General features: G+C 55.9%; 15 protein-coding genes and 2 pseudogenes. 10 read left to right on the top strand and 7 right to left on the bottom strand.

Translation table 11 applies throughout. The annotated features are described in order from the left end of the window. The 5 genes and pseudogenes from HY788_19775 to HY788_19755 all read left to right on the top strand — a co-directional run. On the top strand, positions 1–772 hold a 772-nt coding region (locus HY788_19775; GenBank protein MBI4776384.1), incomplete at its 5' end, for a carbon monoxide dehydrogenase. Positions 773–791: 19 nt separating this feature from the next. Next, positions 792–1,310 (top strand): 4Fe-4S dicluster domain-containing protein, encoded by a 519-nt coding sequence (locus tag HY788_19770; protein MBI4776383.1) that lies wholly within the window; start codon positions 792–794, stop codon positions 1,308–1,310. 97 nt (positions 1,311–1,407) lie between these two features. Further along, a complete protein-coding gene (locus HY788_19765; protein MBI4776382.1) occupies positions 1,408–1,905 on the top strand; it encodes an NAD(P)H-dependent oxidoreductase subunit E in 498 nt (165 codons plus the stop codon). Further along, positions 1,886–3,608, top strand: a pseudogene (locus HY788_19760) (4Fe-4S binding protein). Before HY788_19765 ends, HY788_19760 begins: the two are co-directional and overlap by 20 nt. 10 nt (positions 3,609–3,618) lie before the next feature. Beyond that, positions 3,619–4,383, top strand: coding sequence for a (2Fe-2S)-binding protein (locus tag HY788_19755; protein ID MBI4776381.1), 765 nt, complete (start codon positions 3,619–3,621; stop codon positions 4,381–4,383). Positions 4,384–4,424: 41 nt separating this feature from the next. Here the strand turns inward: HY788_19755 and HY788_19750 are convergent, their stop codons facing one another. From HY788_19750 to HY788_19720, 7 genes and pseudogenes are all read right to left on the bottom strand, one after another. After that, positions 4,425–4,841 carry an archease gene (locus tag HY788_19750; protein ID MBI4776380.1) on the bottom strand — a complete coding sequence of 139 codons (417 nt, stop codon included), beginning with the start codon at positions 4,839–4,841 and terminating at the stop codon, positions 4,425–4,427. A gap of 2 nt (positions 4,842–4,843) precedes the next feature. Beyond that, a pseudogene (locus tag HY788_19745) lies at positions 4,844–6,298 on the bottom strand (RtcB family protein). An 88-nt stretch (positions 6,299–6,386) separates the two neighbouring features. Further along, positions 6,387–7,229, bottom strand: coding sequence for a M48 family metallopeptidase (locus tag HY788_19740; GenBank protein ID MBI4776379.1), 843 nt, complete (start codon positions 7,227–7,229; stop codon positions 6,387–6,389). Between the two features lie 94 nt (positions 7,230–7,323). After that, positions 7,324–7,512, bottom strand: coding sequence for a hypothetical protein (locus HY788_19735; GenBank protein MBI4776378.1), 189 nt, complete (start codon positions 7,510–7,512; stop codon positions 7,324–7,326). 76 nt (positions 7,513–7,588) lie between these two features. Next, positions 7,589–8,203 carry a hypothetical protein gene (locus HY788_19730; GenBank protein MBI4776377.1) on the bottom strand — a complete coding sequence of 205 codons (615 nt, stop codon included), beginning with the start codon at positions 8,201–8,203 and terminating at the stop codon, positions 7,589–7,591. Positions 8,204–8,244: 41 nt separating this feature from the next. Then, entirely contained in the window at positions 8,245–8,472 is a 228-nt protein-coding gene (locus HY788_19725) for a hypothetical protein (GenBank protein ID MBI4776376.1), read from the bottom strand. A 781-nt stretch (positions 8,473–9,253) separates the two neighbouring features. Further along, positions 9,254–9,544 (bottom strand): KH domain-containing protein, encoded by a 291-nt coding sequence (locus HY788_19720; protein MBI4776375.1) that lies wholly within the window; start codon positions 9,542–9,544, stop codon positions 9,254–9,256. A gap of 1,128 nt (positions 9,545–10,672) precedes the next feature. Between HY788_19720 and HY788_19715 the strand changes: the two genes are divergently transcribed. From HY788_19715 to HY788_19695, 5 genes are all read left to right on the top strand, one after another. Next, positions 10,673–11,347 carry a NeuD/PglB/VioB family sugar acetyltransferase gene (locus tag HY788_19715; protein MBI4776374.1) on the top strand — a complete coding sequence of 225 codons (675 nt, stop codon included), beginning with the start codon at positions 10,673–10,675 and terminating at the stop codon, positions 11,345–11,347. Positions 11,348–12,220: 873 nt separating this feature from the next. Further along, complete coding sequence (locus tag HY788_19710) at positions 12,221–12,421, top strand: cold-shock protein (GenBank protein ID MBI4776373.1); 201 nt, start codon at positions 12,221–12,223, stop codon at positions 12,419–12,421. A gap of 557 nt (positions 12,422–12,978) precedes the next feature. Continuing rightward, positions 12,979–14,421 (top strand): hypothetical protein, encoded by a 1,443-nt coding sequence (locus HY788_19705; GenBank protein ID MBI4776372.1) that lies wholly within the window; start codon positions 12,979–12,981, stop codon positions 14,419–14,421. Positions 14,422–14,988: 567 nt separating this feature from the next. Further along, positions 14,989–16,266 carry an ABC transporter substrate-binding protein gene (locus HY788_19700; GenBank protein ID MBI4776371.1) on the top strand — a complete coding sequence of 426 codons (1,278 nt, stop codon included), beginning with the start codon at positions 14,989–14,991 and terminating at the stop codon, positions 16,264–16,266. Between the two features lie 108 nt (positions 16,267–16,374). Continuing rightward, a complete protein-coding gene (locus HY788_19695; GenBank protein ID MBI4776370.1) occupies positions 16,375–17,241 on the top strand; it encodes a branched-chain amino acid ABC transporter permease in 867 nt (288 codons plus the stop codon). The last annotated feature ends 2 nt before the right edge of the window (positions 17,242–17,243 follow it).

Genomic DNA, 17,243 nt, shown 5'->3' with positions numbered 1-17,243 from the left:
CCTCCGCCTGGCCATAAAGAACTTCTCCGCTCGCAAGAACAGGCCGGTCGACATCCCCGCGTTGAAAACCCCCGTGGTGGCCGGGTTCTCGGTGGAAGCCATCGTAGCCGCCCTGTCAAAGGTGGATGCGCAAGACCCGCTCAAACCGGTCATCGATAACATTGTTCAAGGCAATATCCGCGGAGTATGCCTGTTCGCCGGATGCAACAACGTCAAAGTGCCCGAGGATCGGAATTTCACTACCATGGCTCGCCGACTGCTTCAAGAGAACGTGCTCCTTGTAGCCACGGGCTGCGGTGCGGGTGCATTGATGCGGCACGGTTTCATGGATCCGGCCAACGTCTCCACTTTTTGCGGCGAAGGGCTGAAAGCCGTACTCACGGCTGTCGGAGAGGCCAACAATCTAGGCGGTCCCCTGCCTCCGGTCCTGCACATGGGTTCCTGCGTGGACAATTCCCGGGCCGTGGCTCTGGCCGTAGCCGTGGCCAACAGACTGGGCGTGGACACGGACAAACTTCCCGTGGTCGCGTCCGCGGCTGAGGCGGTATCGGAAAAGGCGGTGTCCATCGGAGCCTATGCCGTGGCCGCCGGGTTGCCCACTCACGTGGGCGTCATGGTGCCGGTCCTGGGCAGTCCCGCGGTGACGGAGGTATTGACCAAGACCGTCAGGGGCCTCACAGGCGGCTATTTCATTGTTGACCTCGACCCAATATCAGCCGCGGAGAAGCTGCTGTCGGCCATTGACGAGCGGCGCGCCGGACTGGGCCTTTAGGCCGGTCAAGGAGGGGATCATGAACCAGACCAAGGAGATCTTCATCCGCCTGGATCGCTGCGTCGGCTGCCATACCTGTGAACTGGCCTGCGCGGTGGAACATTCCGCCGGCAAGAACCTCTTCTCATCGCTGGCCGAGAAACAGAAGCCTAGAAAGCGGCTGTTTGTCGAGCCCGCCGCTTCGTTCAACGTGCCGGTTCTGTGTCGGCACTGCCACGAGGCCCCGTGTGTGGACGTCTGCCCTACCGGGGCGACGTACCATGACGAGATCAAAGACCTCGTGTTGCATGACGCCAAGAAATGTATCGGTTGCTCTTTATGCGTGCAGGCCTGTCCTTTCGGGATGATGCGCCAACGGGCGGAATCCAGAATCGCGGTGAAGTGCGATCGATGCCCGGATCGGGATGTTCCGGCCTGTGTGGATTCGTGCCCCACAAAAGCGCTGATTTACGCGGATACGGAATCCTTTGGCAGGACGCGCCGAAGGGCGGTCACGGCCGCGCTGGCGAACGCCTACCTGCACAAGGAAGCGGACTAGACATCGACAGGGTTCCCGGAAGGATACTGTGAACGAATGCGAAGAGGACACATCGGGAGCCTCTTCCTGACAACTCGTCTACAAGGAGCGGATGGACGTGTCCGAAGCCTTTGTCGAGAGCGAAATAAGGGCGATCGCCGATCGTTGGGCGGGCATGCCTGGAATGGTCACCGGGGCTCTACAGGAGGTCCAGAGCCGGCACGGTCATCTTCAGGAGGGAGTGATGGCGGACCTGGCCACGGCTCTAGATGTTCCTTTGAGTCGTTTGTTCAGTGTGGCGACGTTTTTTGCTTTTTTCCGGCTTGTTCCTAAAGGCGAGAGCCACATCCAGGTCTGCATGGGAACCGCGTGCCACGTGCTCGGAGCGCCTCGTATCCGGCAAAAGCTCGAACGGGACCTGGGTGTGGACGAGCGGGGCGTCACTCCGGATCGAGCGTATAGCGTGGAAGAGGTGCGGTGCCTCGGATGTTGCAGTCTGGCTCCCGTGGTCCGAATCAATGAACAGACCTACGGGCGCGTGCGCATGAAAGATCTCGGTAAACTTATAAAACGCGGCCGGCCGGGTGGGGGCGATGATGCGCATCAGAACCCGTAAGGACTTGTCCGATTTGGCCCGTGAAGGGACGCGAAGGCTGACATCCGCCCTGCCGCGACTGAGCGTGGGAATGTCGAGTTGCGGCCTGGCCGCGGGAGCAGGCCGGCTGTTCGACGTCCTGCAAGCGGATGTCGGAAACAACGCTCGATTGGTGCGCACGGGATGCTTGGGGTTCTGCGACGCCGAGCCTCTGGTGGAAGTAAACTTGCCCGAGAAGGGGAGGGTGCTCTACGGGCCGGTGAGCGAAGCCTTGGCGGTGGAGTTGGCGGCTGAAGCCCGTGCGGGCCGCTTTGCCGCGGAAAACGTTCTCGGCAGCCTGGATCCGCTCGTCGGGGAATCCCGAAGGGTGGACGATATCCCACCGCTTACCGAGCATCCCTTCTACAGCCGCCAGGTGAAACGCGTGAGCCGCAACCTGGGCCAGATCGATCCGCTTTCTCTGGAGGAGTATACTGCAAGGGGCGGCTATGCGGCCCTGTTCCAGGTCATGGAACAGATGTCACCCGAGGAAGTCATCGAGGAAATCAAGCGGTCCGGGTTGAGGGGCCGCGGCGGCGCGGGCTTCCCCACTGGTCTCAAGTGGGAGATCACCCGACGGGCGGCGGGCGCGCCGAGATACCTTATCATGAACGGAGACGAGGGTGACCCCGGGGCCTATATGGATCGCAGCCTCATGGAGGGTGATCCCCACGCCATCCTAGAGGGGATGCTGATAGGCGCCTATGCCGTGGGTGCGGAAACGGGCATACTGTATGTGCGGGCGGAGTACCCGCTGGCCATTGAACGCCTCAGCGCGGCTATGGAACAGGCAAGAGAAGCGGGCCTGTTGGGAGATCATATTCTGGGTGCGGACTTCCGCTTCAACGTGCACCTGGTCCGTGGCGCCGGGGCCTTTGTGTCTGGCGAAGAAACGGCGATGATCAATGCATTGGAAAATCACATTGCAGAGCCGAATCCGCGCCCGCCGTACCCGGCCGAGTGCGGGCTCAACGGTCGTCCGACCTGCATCAACAATGTGGAGACTTGGGCCAATGTGCCCCTGATCATCCGCGAGGGAACGGAAGCGTTCAGCCGATACGGCAGCTCGGGAAGCAAAGGGACCAAGCTTTTTTGCCTGGTGGGAGATGTCGCGCGAAGCGGTTTGGTGGAAGTACCCCTCGGCACCACTTTGAACACCATTGTCAACGAGATCGGCGGGGGAGCGCGAGTCCGAGAAAACATGCATGGTTGATGTGGCCCGGTATTTCCTGGATTTTACCCGACACGAATCCTGCGGTAAATGTACGCCTTGCCGAGAGGGAACCGAGCATCTGGGAGACATACTCGACAGAGTGACCTCGGGCAAAGGCTCGGAAAAGGATCTCGATCGTCTGGTGCAATTGTCGGAGGGCATAAAACGAACCTCGCTCTGCGGTCTCGGTCAGACGGCGCCGAACCCGGTATTGACGAGTATCGAGCATTTTCGGAGCGAATATGAAGCGCACGTTCGCGGGGGCCGGTGTCCCGCCGGGGTGTGCACCGCGCTTTTGACCTATTCCATTGATCCCGAACGCTGCACCGGGTGCGGGTTGTGCGCCAAGGAGTGTCCGAGCGAGGCCATAACCGGACTGAAAAAAGAGGCGCACGTACTGGACGCGGACAAATGCATCAAATGCGGCGCCTGTCGCGAAGTCTGCGCCTTTGACGCGGTTCGTATACAATGAGGGATTCCTGATGCCGGAAATCACGATGAATGGAAGTACGGTAAAGGTCGCTCCGGATGAGTCGGTGCTGGACGTGGCCCGCAGGCAGGGCGTGTTTATCCCCACCCTGTGCCACCATGCCGGTCTGGGACTCTATGGCGCCTGCCGGCTGTGTCTGGTGGAGGTGAAATCAGGGTTTCGTCCGGGCCTGACCTCGTCGTGCTCTTTGCCCGCTCTGAACGGTCTCGTCGTGGACACGGACACCCCCATGGTTCGGGAGGGCCGAAGGCTCGTGGCTGAATTGCTCCTGGCCCGCGCGCCCAATGCTCCCGAAATACGTTCGTTGGCCTCGAGCCTCGGAGTGACCGGCACGGATCTGCCCACAAAGGATGAAACGTGCATACTCTGCGGCCGGTGCGTCCGGGCCTGCAGAGCCTTGGGCCTGGAAGCCGTTTCATTCGCTTTCCGGGGCGCGAAACGAGAAGTCATGAGCCCCTTTGACCGCACCTCGGAGACATGCATCGCCTGCCAGGCCTGCATCACGGTGTGTCCCACCGGCGCCGTCACTTCCAAAGTCACGCCGGACGCGGTGGAAATGGTGGAATGGCATACACGCCAGGAATTGCACCGCTGCCCGTCCTGCGGAAAGCGGTTTGTCACACCTCGCATGCAGACGCGCCTCCACCAAATGACACCCGACGACCAGCATGCCCGCACATCCCTCTGCCCTTCGTGTCGCCGCCGCGACACGGCCGGAGACCAGACCTCGACCGCTCTTTTTAAAGAGATTCGTTGATATCGAGGTTTTCGTGTTCTTACCGATTTCTACTCCGCGGCTTAAAGATCGAGAATAATTCGGGCCTTCCAGAATTCTCCCTCCCGAACCACTTCGAGTTGGTGATATGTCGCGCTCTTGACGGTTGTCCTGAAGGGATGGCGGGCATCGTCGTATGGTTCGCCCTGAACCGTCGCCTCGATGTGGCGGTCATCGATGGAAGCGATATCGAAGACCTTGAATAACAGCCCCTTTGTGTCGAATAGGAACACAAATTCATTGAGCCAACGGACCAGCAGATCTTCGATCTGCTCGGCCTTCAGGGAGATAGGTATGGATTCCCGGGTGACGATCGTTTCCGCATCGGTGATAATCTCGGTAAATGCTTCCCCGGCGTGTTGAAAAAGGGCAGACAGACTGTCCCCAAAAACTTCGACGCCGAGATCGCCTGTATGGTCGATAAAGCGAAATCTTTCCATGTCTATCCTTTGATCACGGCTATAGGGGCGAGTTTGGCCACTTTCTTGCTAATTCCAGCTTCATGGAGGACATTGACGACATTATCGACATCCTTATAGGCCTCCGGTATTTCTTCAGCCAACGTACGGGTACTGGCGCATTTGACAACGATTCCCCTGTCCGCCAACTCTCGGGCAATGGCTCTACCCTTAGCGGTCTTTATGGCCTGATGGCGGCTCAGCACCCGACCCGCGCCATGACATGCGGAACCGTAAGTTTCCCCATACCCGGCCACGGTTCCTACCAGCACGAAAGAGTAGCGGCCCATGTCTCCGGGAACCAGTACCGGCTGGCCAATGGAATGGTACCTCCCGGGAATATCGGGATGCCCGGGCGGGAAAGCCCGAGTGGCCCCCTTCCGGTGGACGCAAAGGGTCCTATCTTTGCCTTCGATTCGATGAGTCTCGATCTTGGCCATGTTGTGGCAGACGTCATAGACCAACTCCAATTCAAGAACGTCCGCCTTTTGTTGAAATACCTGCTCGAAGGTCTCCCGAGTCCAATGCATGATCATCTGTCGATTGACGAAGGCGAAATTGGCCGCTCCGGCCATGGCTCCAAGGTAATCTTTTCCTTCTTTTGAATCCACGGGGGCGCAACATAGCTGACGATCCGGCAAATCGATGCCGTATCGCTTGGCCGCCTTGAGCATGATGGAAAGGAAGTCATCGCATACCTGATGACCCAAACCCCTGGAGCCGGTATGAATGAGAACGGTTGCCCGATCTTTTTCCAGCCCCATGACCGAGGCGGCTTTGGAATCGTAGATTTCTTCGACAAAACCCACCTCGACGAAGTGATTGCCGGATCCCAGGGTGCCCAGTTGGGCGCTGCCCCGCTCCAGCGCGCGATCGCTGATCTTGTCCGGATCGGCATTCGGAATGCAGCCATGCGCCTCGATGTATGACTGATCTTCAGCCGTCCCGTATCCGTTTTCCAAGGTCCATGCGACACCGGTGGCCAGCACGCGATTCAGTTCCTTGCGGTTCAGCTTCAGATCTTTTCTCCGGGATCCGACACCGGCCGGGATGTTGCGGAACAATGCCTCCGCCAGTTCCTGCGAGTGCTCTTGAACTTCCTTGCGACTCAGACCTGAGCGCAGCAGACGCACCCCTCAGTTGATGTCGTATCCCACGCCTCCGGGGGATACCACTCCTGATCCAAGATCGAACGCCGCCACCCCGCCGATGGGAAACCCATACCCCCAGTGGACGTCCGGCATGGCCATGGATCGGCCGACAATGCCCGGAAGAGTGGCTACGTTGACGACTTGCTGCAGCGACTGGTCGCTTCGGATATCCGCCATCATCTTTTCATCGGCATAGATCCTGCCTTCCACCCGCATATCTCCCGAAGGCGGTATTCTCCATCGCCAGTCATCCAACTTCTCGATTTCGATCTGCTTCGATTCCCCCATGAGTGAATCTCCACATAGTTGTTTGTCTCACCCTATCGATCACTCCGCATAGGATGTTGCTCTTGGGGATCACAACACGCCCATGATCCTATTGGTGCGATGCAGCAGTGTAGTAATCCATGGCTTCCGGGATGAGTTTCCTCAGATTCTCGATCCGGGTCCTGTCGGAGGGGTGGGTACTCAGGAATTCGGGAGGTTTTCCCCCTTCCTGAGCCCCACTCATTCTCTGCCAGAAGTCCACCGAAGCGTGTGGATCGTATCCAGCCATGGCCATGAAAATCAGACCCAGGTGGTCGGCTTCGGACTCCTGAATCCTGCTGTATGGTAGCAGAAAGCCCACCTGGGCGCCGATTCCGAATGCCGCCATGAAAAGCTGCTGAGTCTGAGCAGGCTTCTCCGCAAGGGCGATACTCAAAGCCATTCCGCCCATCTGCGCGAGGAGTCCCTGACTCATCCGCTCATTGCCGTGGGCGGCAATGACATGAGCGATTTCATGCCCCATCACCACCGCAAGTCCCGTTTCGCTCTGCGCGACGGGCAGGATTCCAGTGAAGACGACCACCTTCCCCCCCGGCATGGCGAATGCGTTCATCGCTTTATCCTCGACCAGATTGAACTCCCACTCATATCCCTCGACCCGGTTACTGAGATTGTTTTGATCGAGGTAGCGATCGACCGCGTTTCGTATCCGTCCACCCACATCCGCAACCATGCGCGCTTGAGGGGTTCCATGGACAACCTTGTGTTCGGAAAGGAATTGCTGATAACTCGAGAGGCTCATCTCGAGGATCTGCCCCTCCGGGAGCAGGTGCAGTTGCTGTCGTTCGGTAACAGGGACCGTCTGGCAGGAAAACGCCGTCATCAGAAGTATGGAAGCGAAGATGATGTGTATGAGCCGGCGGGATCCATACCCGCATCCAAAAGCCTTCATAAGAATCAAGCCTCCGTGAGGTCTTAGATGAAAAGCGATTCCCGCCAGGGCTTCCTTCATACTTGAAAACCCCTTCCGTGATTCTTCAGAGGAACTACTTCGTTGCGTTTTCCGTTGCCTCCTCCACCTTGTCTCCGGCCTTTTCGAGCGTATCACCCGCCTTTTCCACCGCCTTGTCGACTTCCTTACCGGATTTTTCCACCGGGCCCTCTTTCTCACAGGCGCCAAACACCAGCATCATTGCCATAGCGCACATTACAAGAAGACTCACTAAACGTTTCATATACTCCTCCTCTCTAAGCCAAATTATGAGCCCGAATTACGGGCCATCTGGAACATCGGCATAGGCTTCCATTTGCTCATTCCGTTTCGAGTGAGTGTATGATCGTATCGAACTCGTTGCTCATTTCGGAAAAGGGCTTTTCCATAGAGTTGGCAGTAACAAAGAGGATCTCGTCCTGGCCCTTTTGGATCTGGTATTGGATATACTTCTTGTTCTTCCAATAGTCATCCGCGATCAGATAGACCGCCCGGCGACCATCAATCTGTTTGATACTGCACTCGTGGAGCTTTATGCCGTTATCGCCTTGCTTGTCGAAGTCTTCCGCCAAGGATTTGCAGAACGCTTCGACCTTGTCCGATGAGACCGGAAGCTCTCCGGTTCCCTTGTACACTGAAATGGTGAATCGTGGTTCTCCGCTTTGGTAATAGTCTATTTTCTCCCCCATCAGTAATTCTTTGACCCGGTTCAACACGTTGGAAGGTATCGCGCTGAGCCCCTCATCGCCTTTCGCCCTGTTCATCGCAGCTTCTATAATTTGAGGCTTTTCCCTAGCGTTTCCTTTACTGAAAATAGTCCAACCTTCAGGAACATCGATAGAATAGCCAAGGTCGCTTTGATACACTGCCCCATGAACGGACTGAATCTGCAGGAATAATGAGATCAGAGAAATCAGTATGGTAAAATATTTCATATCTTTCACCCCCTCACACAGTCTCACCATCTGTGTTCTCGTTACTTCTTTGATTCATCATAAAGGAATCCACCAAGCGCACCTGCAGCAGCGCCAATTGCTGAACCCGCGGCTACGCTTCCACCGGTCAACACGGATATACCCGCGCCAGCGCCGGCCCCGATGGCTCCTCCACTCAATATGCGTTGTTCTCTCGTACTCATACCAGAGCAGGCGCAGATGAATGTCAAAAAAGCCAACCCCACTACTATCCTTTTGATTCTCACCATACACACCTCCTTTCGGTTCCCTCTTCCTCTGAGGAGTTACGTCTTCCTTCGAACCGCGCCCCCTCTGTTGTCAGGTTGCTTGGTGCAAGCCAAATTAAACTCGACAAAGATGCAGATAAATACGGTTTTCACCAGATTTCCGGTCCTATCACTCGTAAGCCGCTCAGGTAGAAGATTTCCGGTGACTTGTGCTCCCCTACTCCGGCACTTGACTTCTCGCGGAAATAGAAGGAAACGCCCATCTCACACGGCCTTCATCCTGAGTTCGACAGTTCGCTCTGCGGCAGAGTAAGAAAAGCAATATCGAAAGGTTGGCGAGAACGTGCCAGTCAAATGGGGGATGATCGTGCGTTCTCGCTGGAACATCCCGGCGGCCTGTGGAGGTCCTTGGGCGGTTGTCCCACTGCTCAGGTTTACGAGTGCCCCGCCGTTTTCAGGCGGGTGGTGTGAGGAAACGCCTCATTGCCACCCCCTGATCCACGCGGAGTTCCAAAAGGCTCGACTGACCGACACGATGTCGAGGGCCCCATGGTGTCGAAGACTGCACACCCTAAAGTCAAAACGAAAGGGGTCCTCATCCAAAGGTCCACCGCCTGTGTAGCTGTTACAAATGCCCCCCGCCGTTCCGGCGGGAACGGTTGAACAGGAGCGGGCCCACATCCGACAGTGTGAGAACCTGGGATGGACGAGTGGTCTCGTGACGACGAGAGGCCCACCCCCCGCTATGTTCAGCGCTCTGCGTGAACCTTTATTCCGAACTTCTATGGGCGCTCAACGATACTCAGGGCATGTTGGCTGCGACAAGGGCGCCCTGCATCTCATGTCGTTTCCCATCGATGATTTCGAGCACCGCACGCTTGTTTTCCTTGGCCGCCGAAGCCGTGAGGATGGTGCGAAGCGCACCGGCGGTTCGTCCCTGCCTGCCGATGACCTTGCCCGAATCTCCTCCTCCCACCTTGATTCGCACAATCTTTGTGAGGTCGCTGCCGATTTCTTCAATGATAACCTGTTCCGGATGATCCACCAAGTGCCTGACGATGAACTCGATAAGTACCCGCGATTTGTCACTCATAGAAATCTACCTCCTTAATTGTCCTCAGGATAGTCAAGCCGCGATGGTTTAGAAATAAGGTAAAACCCTAATAAGAAGATAAGGACTACTGTATTCATGCACGAGGCTTGGGAAGCAACGAATACCATTTGTACGTTGATCTCGGTTAAACAATTCATTCGGTGCGTTCTTAAGGAGCGCAGTGAAATCGGAATCCAATGAGAGATTGCGGAGCGCTTGAAACAAGATCTTTTCTGTGGCGTTTGCGGGGATATCGGTGTATGCCTGACCTACAATCGCCTCGACTCCCCGGCAAGGCGCCAAGCACAAGGGTATACCCGATAGAACGGCCGCGGAAATCAGTCCCGAACGAGTGATACCGGTGGATGAAGACGACTTTAAGAGTGTCTGAACGACCGTTTTTGGCTGTTTTAGAACCACACATCAGATGTCTGTATGATCGGGTTGCCCGAAACGTGCAAAGCTTCGAATCCGGGGTGTCGAGCATTGAAGCGAATAGGCGTTTGAACCGGCGCGCCGAATGGTTCATCGGAAGTCCATGAGCCGGAGGGATCGTCCGGATTGCGGGCTGAGAAGGGCACTCGAGTATCCTCGGGTCATGCCCAGGTCCTTATGGGAGCCGCCGGCGTTCGGCTTTGCCGAAGGAGACCTATTGAACACCGAATGCGCTCGATGGAGCCCTCGCATTCGACGTAAGCTCCGTTATTTCGTTCTACGGGGGCGCCCCTTTCTTTTCACCAGTCGAGGTTTGCTGATGTGAGCGTGCGTGACGCCTCTTATTCGCCGATCTGAAGTTGGCTCCTGCGTTTTGGGGCGCGATTATGCCCAAGACGACTCATCCGGTAGGATCCTTTCGAAGCAGGTTCAAGGTTGCTTTTCCATATTCCCATTGGCTATAAGGTTTCCAGTTCTGATATAGACAAGATACCAGCTGCGATACTTGGCTTGTCACTGGAGGTCGGCCGTTCGACCGGAACGCCTCTATATCGGCGGACGATTTCCGGGAAAGCCGGAAGTCACGGAACACGTATTGCCCGTTCGCCCTGAAAGGCGTTTTTTCAAGACAGAGACGGAAGCTGCCCCGTGATCCGAATGGTTCTCTTTTGACAATATAGTGAGGGCCCTTGGATGGAAGATATTATTGTATATGGCGCCGGTGGCCATGGCAGGACAGTGATTGACGTTATCGAAGATCAGGATTTGTACCGTATTGCGGGTGTGCTCGACGACGACGAGAACAGTGCCGACACGCTGCTGGGGTATCCGGTAATAGTAGATCAGAAAGAAAAAGAGGAAACCATCCGGCGCGTGTTCGGCGGCATAGTGGCCATAGCGGACGGCCGCATCCGATCCCGGATTGTGTCAAACATTGAATCCATATCCCCGAAATTCAATTTTGTGGATGCCATACACCCCGCCGCAAGCATATCCAGACATGCGGAAATAGGGCAGGGCGCCGTCATTATGTTCGGTGTACGTATCGGAGTGGATGTAACGATAGGCAACCATTGTATCCTATGCCCGAGCTCGCTGATCAGCCACGAAAACGCTCTCGGCGATTACGTTTTTGTCGGACCGGCCGTAAGCTGCTCCGGAAGGGTGTCGATAGGAGCACATGCCTACATTTTGTCCGGAAGCGTAGTTATCAACAACACTTTGATAGGACATCATACTGTGGTGGGTTCCGCTTCGAATGTGGTGAACGACCTCCCGCCCAACGTGCTAGCCTATGGAAACCCCGCCAAGATAATCAGATCTTCGAAGGATGCCGGCGAGAATTTATTTCGGAAACGAATTCCTTAGAAAATGTCAGAAGATAGAAAGCGGGGGCCCAGCCGGATTGCACGTATTCTTCCATCACGCCTCGGCATGGTAGTGGGTGAAATCGTTTTGTAAAAAGAGCGGGATGTTGCTCTTTTTCTGCTTTATCTTGTATAATTTCCGTGCTAAAAAATAATCGCGTATGTATGACAGAATGTTAGTAAGCACAGGGACAACTCCCAGAGAGAGAGTGCGTCCGCCTCGCCCCAAATCATCGTTATTTGGACCAGGGTTATGTACGCGCCCAGGTGGTTTACAGCGTCGGTCCTACGGACCCCCCGGAGATGGAAACCCTCGTACAAAACGGCCGGAGCTTATGCCGGCTAAACACCCCGGAAAAAGGCCCTCCTGGCATAGTCGCCCAGAAAGCCCAATGCAGGAGATATTGGATTCATTCAAGGATGGCGCATGGACGGCGGTTGTCCGTTGCGCGCGTCCCGGGAGCGGCGCCAAATAGGGGCCGGCTTTCGGATAGGTCTAAGCGGCCGCTGACACGTACCGCGTAGTTGGAGAAGGATTTGTTTGCCCGGCTCGACCTGCGCCCCGGCCCCGAATCCCAGATTCGTTCCAGAAGGTCGACCCGAGTGGTGCATGACATACCAAAAGATTACGAGTGGTTGCATTCCTTCCAGCGTCTTTCCTGGTGTTGAACCGGTAGGAGTATGCGGAAGGAGGCACTCTCGAGCCTCTTGTGTGTGCATGTCCTGTTTTGACAAGACATTGGTTTATAATCGGCTAATAGCAAAGGAACTGATGCGTTAGTAAGCTGGTTTCGTTCTTAAGGGAGAGCCATTTGTCAGAGTGGTGACCTGAAGTCTGGAACCATGGTAATTATATTTAAAGGAGGACACTACTATGGCGAATGGGACTGTAAAATGGTTCAGCGATCAAAAAGGGTATGGATTCATCGAACAGGAAGACGGTCCGGACGTATTCGTTCATCATTCCGGTATCATCGGATCCGGCTTCAAGTCTCTCAATGAAGGGGACCGGGTCACGTTTGACATCGAGCAGGGACGAAAGGGTCCCGCTGCAGTAAATGTCACGGTAGTTTAATCGACCGTCCGGAAAGACAGCCGTGCGTTTCATTGGGAGCCGATGAAATGCACGGCTTGTACAAGGGTTTTTGTCAGTTCGCAAGGACTTCCCTCCAAACAGCAGGGCGTGGCTGCAGGAGTGATTGCGCCTATCCGCACGTGGTCTGGTGCGAATCCAAGCTGTTTGCCGGAGCATCTTCCGCCTTCCATCCGAAAGCGCTGATGGCCAATGCAACAACCAACCCTGTCAGAAAGACACGCGTTCTTTTCAGACAAGCAATTCCTCGAATGTTTCCTTAAGTGTTTCCCTGCATTTTCCGGCATTCTCGACAAAAGGGCACAGGCCGTTTCTTTCTCTTCGGCCATACAACCGTCGGATAAAAGGCGACAAGCAAAAGCAGGGCCTTTCGTTCATGTTGACCGCGTAGTACAATATGTTTTTACTTCGCACAACGTCGTGTGTTCCGGATGCCTCTGTGACGATTCGAGAGAGTGATTCTTTCCGGTACATCCGGTGCTTCGGCGGGTCGCAATAACCTATTGCCTTGGGGCAATCGCAAAAAAAGGAAAACGATCATGTACAAAGTGGGAATCAGTGTTCTTGCAATGTTATGTGTCCTCTGTCCTTTGATGGCGCACTCCGCCGAATCGTCAACGGGGGAGGGACCGAATCTCGGACCCGACCGAACGACCCAGGCTCAGATTGAAGCGGGCCTTTCTGTCGACCAGATGATCGAAGCAGGCGGGAGGATGTTCACCACGCCTTTCAACAAGTTCGACGGGTACGGCGACGGTCCCTACGATGCTTCGATGGATCCCCGATCGTTCGGCGCCCGGCCCTCCCTCCAAGGGAACGGAACGTTCCTTCGGGTGAACGGACTGGACGCCCAGACCTGCCTCGAATGCCATTTCATTACACGGAACTCGACGATTCCGGCCACATTGGGTATTGGGGGCGTGGCGGGCGCCGGCGGCAGTGTCATTTTCATGCCGAGTTTTGTGGATGTGGCCGAATCCCAGCCCGGAAAGTTCAATGGCCGGCTTATCAACCCGCCGTTTCTTTTTGGTTCGGGGGGCGTGGAACTCGTGGCCAAGGAAATGACCGTCCGCTTGCAGCAACTGAGGGCCGAAGCCTTTTCTAAACCGTCCATTAGAGTGCCCCTCGAGACAAAAGGAGTGTCGTTCGGAAGCATTGTGGCGGACGGACAAGGAGGTCTCGATACGTCGGAAGTTGAAGGCATGGATGAGGATCTTGTGGTACGACCCTTTGGGAGAAAGGGGGAATTTGCTACAGTGCGCGACTTCGATGTGGCGGCCATGCGATTTCATTTCGGCATGGAGCCCGTGGAGGAGGTGGGGGAAGGGGTGGACGGAGATGGAGACGGTGTCGGGGATGAGATTCTTGTGGGTGAGCTTTCGGTATTACATATTTTCAACACCAATCTCCCGTCACCCGTAATGGAAGGTCTTGACATGAGCGCCATGAGAGGATTGGCTGCGTTTGTCCGTATCGGTTGCGCTTTTTGCCACAGGCCTTTTCTCAATTCCGAAAGCCGCTCCCTCGCTTACGCTTACCCGGAAATAGACACGGACCCGGGAGCCAATGTGTATTATGAATCGGATCTATCGGAGACCGCCGGGTTCACGCTGAACGATAACGGGGGCATTCTGGCGCCTCTGTTTTCCGATCTGAAGCGGCACGATATGGGATCTCAACTGAAAGAGTCATTTGATCTTGTGGATGACCAAAGAAACCGGGAGTTCATTACGGCCCGACTGTGGGGTGTGCGCGACACGGCTCCTTATCTTCACGACGGCCGAGCCCTGACGCTCAGAGAAGCGATCCTGCTGCACGGCGGTGAAGCTCAGAACGCGCGGGACGAGTTCGTTTCCCTTCCTGTAGATAGAGCCGATCATGTGATCGCCTTCCTGTATTGTTTGCGGACTCCCGTGGATAATCCGGCTGTCCAACATGAGAACGGCGACCGAATCGATCGTTGGTCCGTGTTTTCTGAGTGAAGGGTCTCGTCTGCAATGCAGATCGAGGCTCGAGCGCGTCCGCCCTGCGATGATTTTTTGTATGCATTCATGAGGAGAGTGCGCGGGAGTCCGCCAAAGACGGGTTCCAGGGTGTTCCCCCGATAATGACGGCGTTTTCGATCATGCGCCGTCGCATCCTTATGGGCGAGACGAGGCCTTTGCGGTTTACATGCCTTCTTCTATATGCTAAATACTATTCACTCATTTATCCCTTCACTGTGTCTAATCTGCAGCTTGGAATGCAAGAGATCGAAACCAGACGGTCCCTCGGCCTGACGTTTGGATGCGCGGCCCCGTTCCACGAGAGCAACTTCCCTGGGCCCGATGTTTCATAGCTGAATTCAATCAATTTGGAATGTTCGCCGTTGTTCGGCGCGTCTCACCTGACAGCGGTTTCCGGATTTCAAATCCTATGGAACCCCATCCGGGCATTATGGTCCTCATTGGTGACCCGAGCCCGGCGCTAGAAAGCCCACGAGGATGTTAAACGACAGGTATTCAGTCGATCCAATGAAGATCCCAACCTTCAGAAGAGGAGAGATTGTCATGAAAACCGGATGGTTTGTCCTTGTGACGGTGTTGGCGTTTTGTGTTTCCATAACCGCATTCGCGCCGCCGGCTGCGGCGGCGGAACCCATTGTGCTCGGGTGTCCCCTTTCCACGGCCTTTCTATACGGATGGGACGCGGAAAGAGCGATCCGACTGGCCGTGGAGGAAATTAATGCCCAGGGCGGGGTGGACGTCGGCGGCGAGAAACGACCCTTTGAAGTCGAGGTGATCGACACACGGGACCTGGAACCGGGGGTTCCGGTGAGCGAGGCTTTGCTGGCCGTGGAAAAACTCATTCTCGAGAAAAAAGCGGATTTCATTGTGGGCGGGCCCGTTCGTTCCGAAGCGGCTCTTGCGGCCATGAGCTTACTGTCCAAATATCAAAAGATATCTATCCTCAGCACCGGAGCCCTTACTCCGAAATATCACGCAATGGTGGCTGAAAACTACGATAAGTTCAAGTATTGCTTTCGTATTTCCGGTGAAGCCAAATGGATGGTGACCGGTGAAATCATTCCATGCCTCGAACAGATCGGGAAGGACTATAACCTGAACCGGTTGTTTATTATGGTTCAGGACGTGGCGCATGGAAGGGCCGGCGGCGAATTGATCGCCAAGATCATGGCCGGGAAAGGCTGGACCGTTATCGGTGAGCCGGCCATATATCCCACGGGCACGACGGATTATTCCATGGGGTTGATCAAAGCAAAGAAGGAAAACGCACAGGTGATCCTCATCTGGATGGACATGCCGGAAACGTCTATCCTCTTGAAACAATGGCACGATATGAAAGTGCCGGCCTTGCCGTTCGGCTCCATCATCGCCGCAGCGGAACAGCCGGGATTCTGGGAGGCCACGGAAGGCAAAGGCGAGTACTGCCTGGCCAACGTGGTCAATGCGGGCAATGCGCCCTGCCAGGCCACGCCCTGGACTGAGAAATTCGTAAAAGCCTACGAGAAGAAATGGGGGATTGAGCCCGAGGGATACGGCACCTCTTCGAGCTATATGGCCGTATATACCATCAAAGACGCCGTTGAACGCGCGGGTTCTCTGGAGCCGGACAAAGTGGTGACAGCCCTCGAACAGACCGACTTGATGGGGGTTTATGGTCGGATTCGATTCGATCCCAAGTCCCATCAGATTATCCCGGCCACGGATCCCAAAGAAGGAGCGGTAGGCACCATTTTCCAGTGGCAGGACAGGAAACGCGTGGTCGTGTTCCCTGAATCCATTGCAACGGGCAAGATTTTGCTCCCGCCCTGGATGACGAAGTAAACGTCCCAGACTCGAAGGCTGCGAGCAGGGGTATGTCAAACGCGTCGCCGGGGACTGGAAGCCTCTTGTTCCCCGGCGATCCACCGGTTTGCCGAAAGCGGCGGAGCTATGGAAATTATCGTTTACGGCGTCATCAACAGCGTATCGCTAACCTTGATCGCCCTCGGCTTCACTTTGGTGTACGGCATATGCCGGTTGCCCAACTTCGCGCACGGCGCGTTGTACGTATTTACAGGCTACATTGCCTGGATCTTCCTCAATACCCTCGGCATTCCTTATCCGATCGCTATTTTTCTCTCCCTGATCGTTATAGCGCTGGTGGGCGGGATCATGTACCGGTTTATTCTGGTGCGGGTGAGGGGCATGGCCATTTCGGAGATTATCGCTTCTTACGCCATCGGGCTCGCCATTCTCGAGGGGCTCCGGTGGGGGGGCCTCAAAGGGGCGACCTACACGCTCCCGAGTTTTGTGGAAGGAAGCGTAAGTATACTCGGAATTTCCGTTGACCTTCAACGGCTGATCGTGGTCGGCTTGGGGGCCGTGCTCGTGGCGGGTTTGTGGGCGTTTGTCCATTTTGCCGGCATAGGTCTCGCGCTCAGAGGTATGGCCCAGGACGAACGGGCGGCCATGACCCTGGGCATCGATTCCGATCGTATGGCCGTTGTAGCCATGTCTTTGGGAGCCTTTTTCGCCGGGGTCGCGGCCGTGGTGCTCCTGCCTCTGGGGAGCATCGTGGTCGAGTCCGGTTATAACGTACTGATTCTGGCCATAGCGGTATGCGTGGTGGGAGGGTTGGGAAGCTGGACAGGAGCGGTTCTGGCCGCTTTCATCATCGGGTTCGCCCAGATCCTGACGGTGGTTCACCTCGGGGCGCAATTCCAGGTTGTCGTAGCGCTGTTGGCCATTATCATCACCCTGATTCTGCGCCCTTCGGGTCTTTTCGGAAGGCAGAAAGAACTCGAAGAGAGGGTCTGAAC

The organism is Deltaproteobacteria bacterium (genome assembly GCA_016208165.1).
GTDB lineage: Bacteria > Desulfobacterota > Desulfarculia > JACQYL01 > JACQYL01 > JACQYL01.
Note: the sequence above shows the minus strand (reverse complement) of the source record. Positions and strands in the feature narration are given on the sequence as shown.